At 63.1% G+C, this 6,201-nt stretch carries 7 protein-coding genes; 1 reads left to right on the plus strand and 6 read right to left on the minus strand.

Going from position 1 to position 6,201, the window contains the following annotated elements:
- Positions 1 to 5: 5 nt before the first annotated feature.
- Positions 6 to 1,049, minus strand: a complete 1,044-nt coding sequence (locus CAG11_RS29025) for a phage late control D family protein (protein ID WP_085599543.1) — start codon at positions 1,047 to 1,049, stop codon at positions 6 to 8.
- Positions 1,050 to 1,122: 73 nt separating this feature from the next.
- On the opposite strand from CAG11_RS29025, the gene CAG11_RS29030 reads away from it, so the two are divergent.
- Positions 1,123 to 1,593: a hypothetical protein gene (locus tag CAG11_RS29030; protein WP_085599545.1), complete on the plus strand. Its 471-nt coding sequence runs from the start codon at positions 1,123 to 1,125 to the stop codon at positions 1,591 to 1,593.
- On the opposite strand, the gene CAG11_RS29035 is transcribed toward CAG11_RS29030, so the two are convergent.
- The 5 genes from CAG11_RS29035 to CAG11_RS29055 form a co-directional block, all read right to left on the minus strand.
- On the minus strand, positions 1,590 to 1,796 hold the full coding sequence (locus tag CAG11_RS29035) for a tail protein X (protein ID WP_085599547.1): 207 nt from the start codon (positions 1,794 to 1,796) through the stop codon (positions 1,590 to 1,592). The two genes, CAG11_RS29030 and CAG11_RS29035, sit on opposite strands and share 4 nt — an antisense overlap.
- Entirely contained in the window at positions 1,771 to 2,616 is an 846-nt protein-coding gene (locus CAG11_RS29040; protein WP_085599549.1) for a phage tail protein, read from the minus strand. The genes CAG11_RS29035 and CAG11_RS29040 overlap by 26 nt, the downstream gene beginning before the upstream one ends.
- 8 nt (positions 2,617 to 2,624) lie before the next feature.
- A complete protein-coding gene (locus CAG11_RS29045) occupies positions 2,625 to 5,237 on the minus strand; it encodes a phage tail tape measure protein (RefSeq protein WP_085599551.1) in 2,613 nt (870 codons plus the stop codon).
- 136 nt (positions 5,238 to 5,373) lie between these two features.
- Positions 5,374 to 5,676: a phage tail assembly protein gene (locus CAG11_RS29050; protein WP_085599552.1), complete on the minus strand. Its 303-nt coding sequence runs from the start codon at positions 5,674 to 5,676 to the stop codon at positions 5,374 to 5,376.
- Positions 5,677 to 5,690: 14 nt separating this feature from the next.
- Complete coding sequence (locus CAG11_RS29055; RefSeq protein WP_085599553.1) at positions 5,691 to 6,200, minus strand: phage major tail tube protein; 510 nt, start codon at positions 6,198 to 6,200, stop codon at positions 5,691 to 5,693.
- Position 6,201 lies beyond the last annotated feature (1 nt).

Genomic DNA, 6,201 nt, shown 5'->3' on the forward strand with positions numbered 1-6,201 from the left:
GGGGTTTAAAGCTGCTCGACCCTGAGCGGCTTGGTGGCTTTCTTTTTCTTGCCCTTGGCTTTCGCCTTGCCCTTCTTGCCGCCGTTGCATTCGACGGTGGTACTCCAGCCCGATTGGGTAAACACCTGCTCGACCGAGTCGACCAGGTATTCACCATCGAGCCCGACCTTGAAGCCCTGGGCGTAAATCATGCGTTCGGCGAACAGGTCGGTACGCCCTGGCATCTCGAGGCGCACGCCGGCGGTGCTGCGGTTGAATGCCGCGAGCCGGGCTTTCGCGGCCTGCTCTGCGGCGGATTTGTTGGGGTAGATATGGCGGTCGGTGTGCACCGGGGGCAGGCCGTCCGGAGAGTCGTCGTTGCCCAGGTCGACCACCCGCAGCTTGCCGCTCTTCTTGTCCTGGTGCTTGGTCTGCACCGCTTTATGCGTGCTGCGATCGCCAAGCCGGAACTGGTAGCGGCTCACGTCGCGGCGGGTGATGGTGACAATGCCCAAGGCCTTGCCGGTGGCGCTCAGGCCCTCCTGGCGCGGTAGCACCAGCAGCTTGCCGTCGGCCACCTTGGCCGTGCAGTCGTACTGCTTGGCCAGGCGGGTGATGAAGTTAAAGTCGGACTCGTTGAGCTGGTCGACCCGTGGCACCTTGGTTGTGACCGGGCACACGGGCGTCCAGCCGTTGCGGGCGGCAATGTCACGCACGATCTGTTGCAACGGCACATCCTCCCAGCTGCCGCTGCGAGTGGTCTTGCCGCTACCGCGCATGTCGCTGGCCTTGCCGCGTATCTCAATGGTGTCCGGCGGACCGCTGACCACCACTTCATCCACGGTATAGCGCCCGAGCCGGGCCAGGGCCTGGCCGCTGTAGCCCATGAACACCTCGATAGTGGCGCCGCGGCTGGGCAGCGCCACGGCCTGGGCCCGGTCATCGATGCGCAATTCAAACTCGTCCGATTCCATGCCCGGCTTGTCCGACGTGCGCAAGGTCACCAGGCGGTCATTGATCAGCGCTGTGATGTCATGGCCATCCGCTACAATTCGAAAAACAGGCGTCATGCAATATAGTCCCTCCAATGTAATGAAGTCACCGGGACCTCGGAGCCCCAGCGTGTTAGGAAGAAAGAAAGCAATGAAAAGGATTGTTGGGATAACGCTTTGCCTGGTGGCCGCCTACTTCGTACAAGCCGAGCACAAGTTACGAGTCATGAACCTTGGCGACGATCCCCCACCCAGCGCCGGGTCCATTGAACGCGGAAAGCAATACGTGGCCGCCCAAGATGAGGTAGCGAAAATTAAGCCCGAGGAAGCTCGCGAATTCCTTAAGCGCCTCAATGAGACGGTAGAACATGGCCAGACTCTCGCGCTGACAGGAGCCATGAACAACCAGCAAGCAAGCGAACAGGCACTTGCGCTGAAAAGGCTACAAGACGAAAGCGACCGCTACGGGGCTCTCTTTACGCCCTACGCAAAATGCCGCACAGCTGCTATAGACGCAGCATCCTCTTGGCAAGGCATGATTCTTAAGGATGCTCGACGGTACTCCGAAAACTACGCCGCCTACCAAGTGGCCGCACGGCAATGCGCTAACGCAGCGGACTAATCCCATAGCAGCACCTGAGCATCGACCGCCGCCGGCAGATCCGGCAGCACGATCAGGACCCCAGCCCGGAACGGCTGGGGTTCATCGCCCAGCCCTTGGTTGGCATCCAGCACCGCCTCCACACTCCCGTTCAGGTGACCGTAGAACTGATAGCAAATCGTGTCGAGCAGATCCCCGCTAGACGTTCTGCATGTCGTCGCCATAGCTCACGAACTCCAATGAAAAGCCCTGTTTGCGCGGCACGCCGCCGGCCAGCAGGTGGCTCTGTTCTTCCTCAAGGCTGGTCAAGCACCAGGTGCCCAGGACCTCGCCGTAACCGGTGGTGAGGCTCAGCGGCTGGAGCCGCCGGCCAATGCTGCGCAGCTTCTGCAACTGGCCGAGGCCGGCCTTGAAGCCAGGGAACACCGCGCCCTTGAGGGTGATCTTGTCGTCCCCCTGCCCCACCGCCTGCTGGGCAATGCTGCGGGTCAGGCGTTCCTGGCCCGCCCAGCGAAACGCCGTCTGCCGGCGCAGTTCATCGAAGGCGGCCGTGTCCAGGTTGAAGTAGTAGGGCTGTGCCCCCGGGCGTAGCGGGTGAATGATCAGCAGGTGCGGGAACGGCTTCACTGCGGCCGCCGCCGGCATGCCCAGACCACCCAGGGCACCGCTAGGGAAGATGCTGCCCAGGGCCGGGCTGACCTGGCCGCCGATCCGGTTGATCGCAGCCCCCGCCCGGGCCGTCTGCTCCTGCAAACTGCCCAGGCGCTGCTGGATCTGCCCCGCAGCAGACACGGCCTGGCTGTAGCCGGCGGCGACCTGGCCCACGACCGATTGCGCAGCCGTGATGCCGCGCAAGGTCCGTTGCAACTTCGCGCCGATCTCCGGGCCCACGAACGGCACATTCTCCAGCTCGGATGCCGCACCGGTGATATCGCCGATGGCCCCGTTCAACGGAGTCAACATGCCGTCTGCGCTGGTGCGCCCGACCTCCCCGGCGGCAACCAGGGACTGGAGCCCCGATTGCAGCTGTTCCATGTAAGCCATGGGATCTCCTAAACATGTGGTTCATCCGACAGTTGCCGAGCCGCAGCCTGGCGGCTGTATTCGTCGAACATCCGCCGCAGGTGCGGCTCCATCTCCCGCGCCAGCTGGGCCGGGTCCTTGACGCCCCCCTGCACCTGAACTTGCAGGCTGGGTGCGAAGGAAAACTGCTGATCGACCTTCGGTGGGGCCGGCTTCACCAACTCAGGCGCCTTGAGCAGTGCCGCCGTTGCGACTGGCGACTCTGTCCCCGCCATCGAGCGCACCACCTGGCCCAGCGGCTTGGCGGACTCCGGCGCCTTGAGCATCAGCGGCGCCGGGCCTGTCTTGAAGGACCTGGCGATATCGCCCAGGACCGGTGGGATGTTCTTGCCGGCATCGCGCATCATCAGCGGGCCGGCGTCCGGCAGTCGCTTAAGCGAGTCGTCACCACCGAACAGCGCTTTCCCGGCTTTTGCGCCCAAGGCATCACCGCCCCAATAGCCGAGGGCGCCACCCACCGCGGCCCCTACAGCCCCGCCGATGGCCGTGCCGAGCCCTGGCACAATCGAGCCAATGGCAGCCCCAGCCGCCAGCCCCGCCTTGGTGCCGAGCATGGCGCCCGCCAGACCACCAGCAGCACCGCCGTAGCCTTCGGCTTTTTCGTCCTGGGTCTTGGCATTCTGGTAGGTGTCCGCAACCTTGATTCCGGCACCCAGCGCCGACAGCACACCGCCGCCTTTCACCCAGGGCGACATGCCCTTGACCAGGCCGCCGACGCTCTTCAATGCCGAAACGCCCAGGCTGGTGGCGCCCTTCAATGCCGCGCCACCGAGCCGCGCCGTGCGACCCAGCACGCCGGGCCGGATCGCAGAGCGCAACGCACGCCCGGCCCGGCCGAGCCGGCCGCGTACGCCGCCAGCGCCCTTGCCACCCCTGGCGCCTTTACCGCCCTTCTTGTCCCGGCCGCCGTCGAAGTCGTAATCACCGCCCAGTCCGCCGGCGTTGGTGACGAACACCCGTTGGATCACATTCGGGTTGCCCATCAGTGAGCCCCGGGCAACGTTGAACAGCCCCTTCCCCATCTTGAACATGCTGAATGCTGAACCCAGGGCGACCAATGCCGCACCTACACCCACCACCCCGGCGACCACACCCGGCATCTTTTCCGTGAGCCCGGTCAACGACATGGCCACCGTTCGAACACCCTTGGCCACCGCATCCGTTGCCGGGCGCAGCGCATCACCCACCGCACGCATGCCGTCGTTAATGGCCTGGACGGTTTCGGTCCAAAGCTGAGCAGACGTCTCGCGCCGTTCGGTCAGGTTCTGATCAAGGATGCCCTTGCCGTTAAGCGAGTTCTTTTTCTGCTGCTCGTACAGCTCCCGGTTCTGCGAGTAGGCCAGCAGGGCCATCTTGACTTGCATGTCAGCGAACAGGTTGCCGGTACGCAACGACTCCTCCAGCGCGATCAACTGCGCCTTGGCCGCCTCCGGATCGGCTTCCTTGCTGATTTTGGCCTGGGCTTCCTGCATCTTCGCGGCCTTCGCTGGGTCCGTCGCCTTGATGTAGCGCATCGCCAGCTCAAAGGTGGATTCGAAAGTCGACATCCCCTTCTGGATACCCGTGTTCAAAGACGCTTGGTAATCAATGCCCACATCCTTGTAGGCCTTGACTACATCTTCCGCACCCGATTTGGACATCCAGTTCATCAGGTTGTTGGCCGCCTCGTCCGCACTGCCGGCGGTCTTCATCTGCACTTGCAGCATCGACCCCAACTGCACAACGGCATCCATGCCAAACAACTGGGTGTTACCCATGTTGGCCAGCAGCTTGGGGAACCAGCGCGCCATGTCGGAGGCCTCGAAGCTGCCCGACTGGCCCTGCACGGCGATAGCCTCCAGCGCCTTTTCCATGATTTTCGGATCGTTGATCTTGGCGTTCTGCTGCAACGCAAAAATCATCTTCGCCGTCTCTTCACCACCCGAGCCCTGCCCGACCGCGAACTTTGCAGCGAGCGGCGCATAGGACAGCGCCTTGTCCAGCTCCAGGCCGGCAGCCACTAACTGGTTAACCAGGTCCGCCACATCGTTGCGGCCCATGCCGGTCTGCTGGGACGTCTCGATGATCGTCCGTGTCATCTGCTGCTCTTCAGGCTTGTTCGCAATGCCTGCCTTGATCGCGATATCCCGAATGATTGCCTGGTAATCGGCACTGATCTTGGTCGGGATGGCTACAGCCGCAGCGCCGGCCACGGCGTGGCCAATGCTCGACTTGAAGCCCTCCTTGCCTTGCTTGATCTGTTGGTGCCCCTTGAGCTGCAAATCTGCGCCCTTGGCCACTCGGCCTAGGGCCTGATACTCCTGGCGCAGCTTGCCGACCTGGACGCCCTGCTTTTGCAAGCTAGACAGGTTGCGCTCCAGCTTGCTCAGCAGACCGGCCGCCGAGGCAGCGCCGCTGTCGTGGGCCCGCTTCCATTCGTCCCGCAGGCGCATGGTTTCGCCAATGGTGCTTTTCAGCACCTTGGCCTTGCTGCCCTGCTCCTCAAGCTTCTTGATGCGGTTTTCAACGGTCTTGAAGGCCGCGCCGACTGTTGCACTCACGGCGCCGCCGATCACAAGCCCCAACGCGATATTGCGTGCCATCTGGTCCCCCTACACGCGTAAGGCTCAATCCGTGAGCCACCAGACCATGTCGCTAAAGCGCATGGTCATGATCTCCTCGGCGGAAAAATGCAGCTCGCTGGCGAGCCGCTTTGCCGCCATCTTCAACACCGCCGGGTCAAAGTTCGTCGTCTTGCACCAGGCGAAAATAGCCGGCCTGCAAACGCTGGTAGTCCTTAAGGGTCATGCCCTCCAGGTCCTTGCTGCCGACCTGGGCCAGGCTGGCGAACAGCGCCAGCTCGCGTTGTTCGTCATCACCGCCGGCGGCGGTGTTCGCTGCGCGCACGTCGCGCACGGTGGGGGCCCGCAGGGTGACCTTGTCGCACTGCACACCGTTCAACTCGACAGCCTTGGTCAGGGTCACCACCACGCTATCGATAGCCAGATTCATCCAGGCAGGGTTTTTCTTTGCTTGAGTCATGTTGCGAAGTCTCCTTACAGGCCCAGGGCCGAACGTTGGGCGGCGAGCTGGTCGACACCGTTGATCACGCGTTTCATGCCCAGGGCATCGATCTCGTAGATCAGGCGCCCGTCGACCTCCAGCTTGTAGTAGGTCAAGGCCACGTTGTGCTTGATCTCGGCCTTATCGCCCGCCTTCCAGTCGCCCATGTCGATCTCTTTCAGCATGCCGCGAAGGGTCACGATCACCGCCGTGGTCTTGCCCTTGAGGCCCTTGAAGGCGCCACGGAACACGCCGTTGAAAGCCGTCCCGTCAGACAGGCCGAACATGCGCAGCGACTCGCGCCGCACGCCGGTGGTGGTGAAGCCGGCCTCTTGTTTCTCCATGCCCATGTCCAGCTCCACCGGAAGATCCATACCGCCAACCCGGTGTTCTTCGGTCTTGAGCGTGAGCTTGGGCAGGGTCAGGCTCGGCACGTCGCCTTGAAAGCTGATGCCATCGACGAACAGGTTCATGTTCGCCAGGGTTTCGGGAATCATTGCCATT

Origin of the sequence: Pseudomonas sp. B6(2017) (genome assembly GCF_002112765.1) — a bacterium.
In the GTDB taxonomy this organism is placed as follows: domain Bacteria; phylum Pseudomonadota; class Gammaproteobacteria; order Pseudomonadales; family Pseudomonadaceae; genus Aquipseudomonas; species Aquipseudomonas piscis.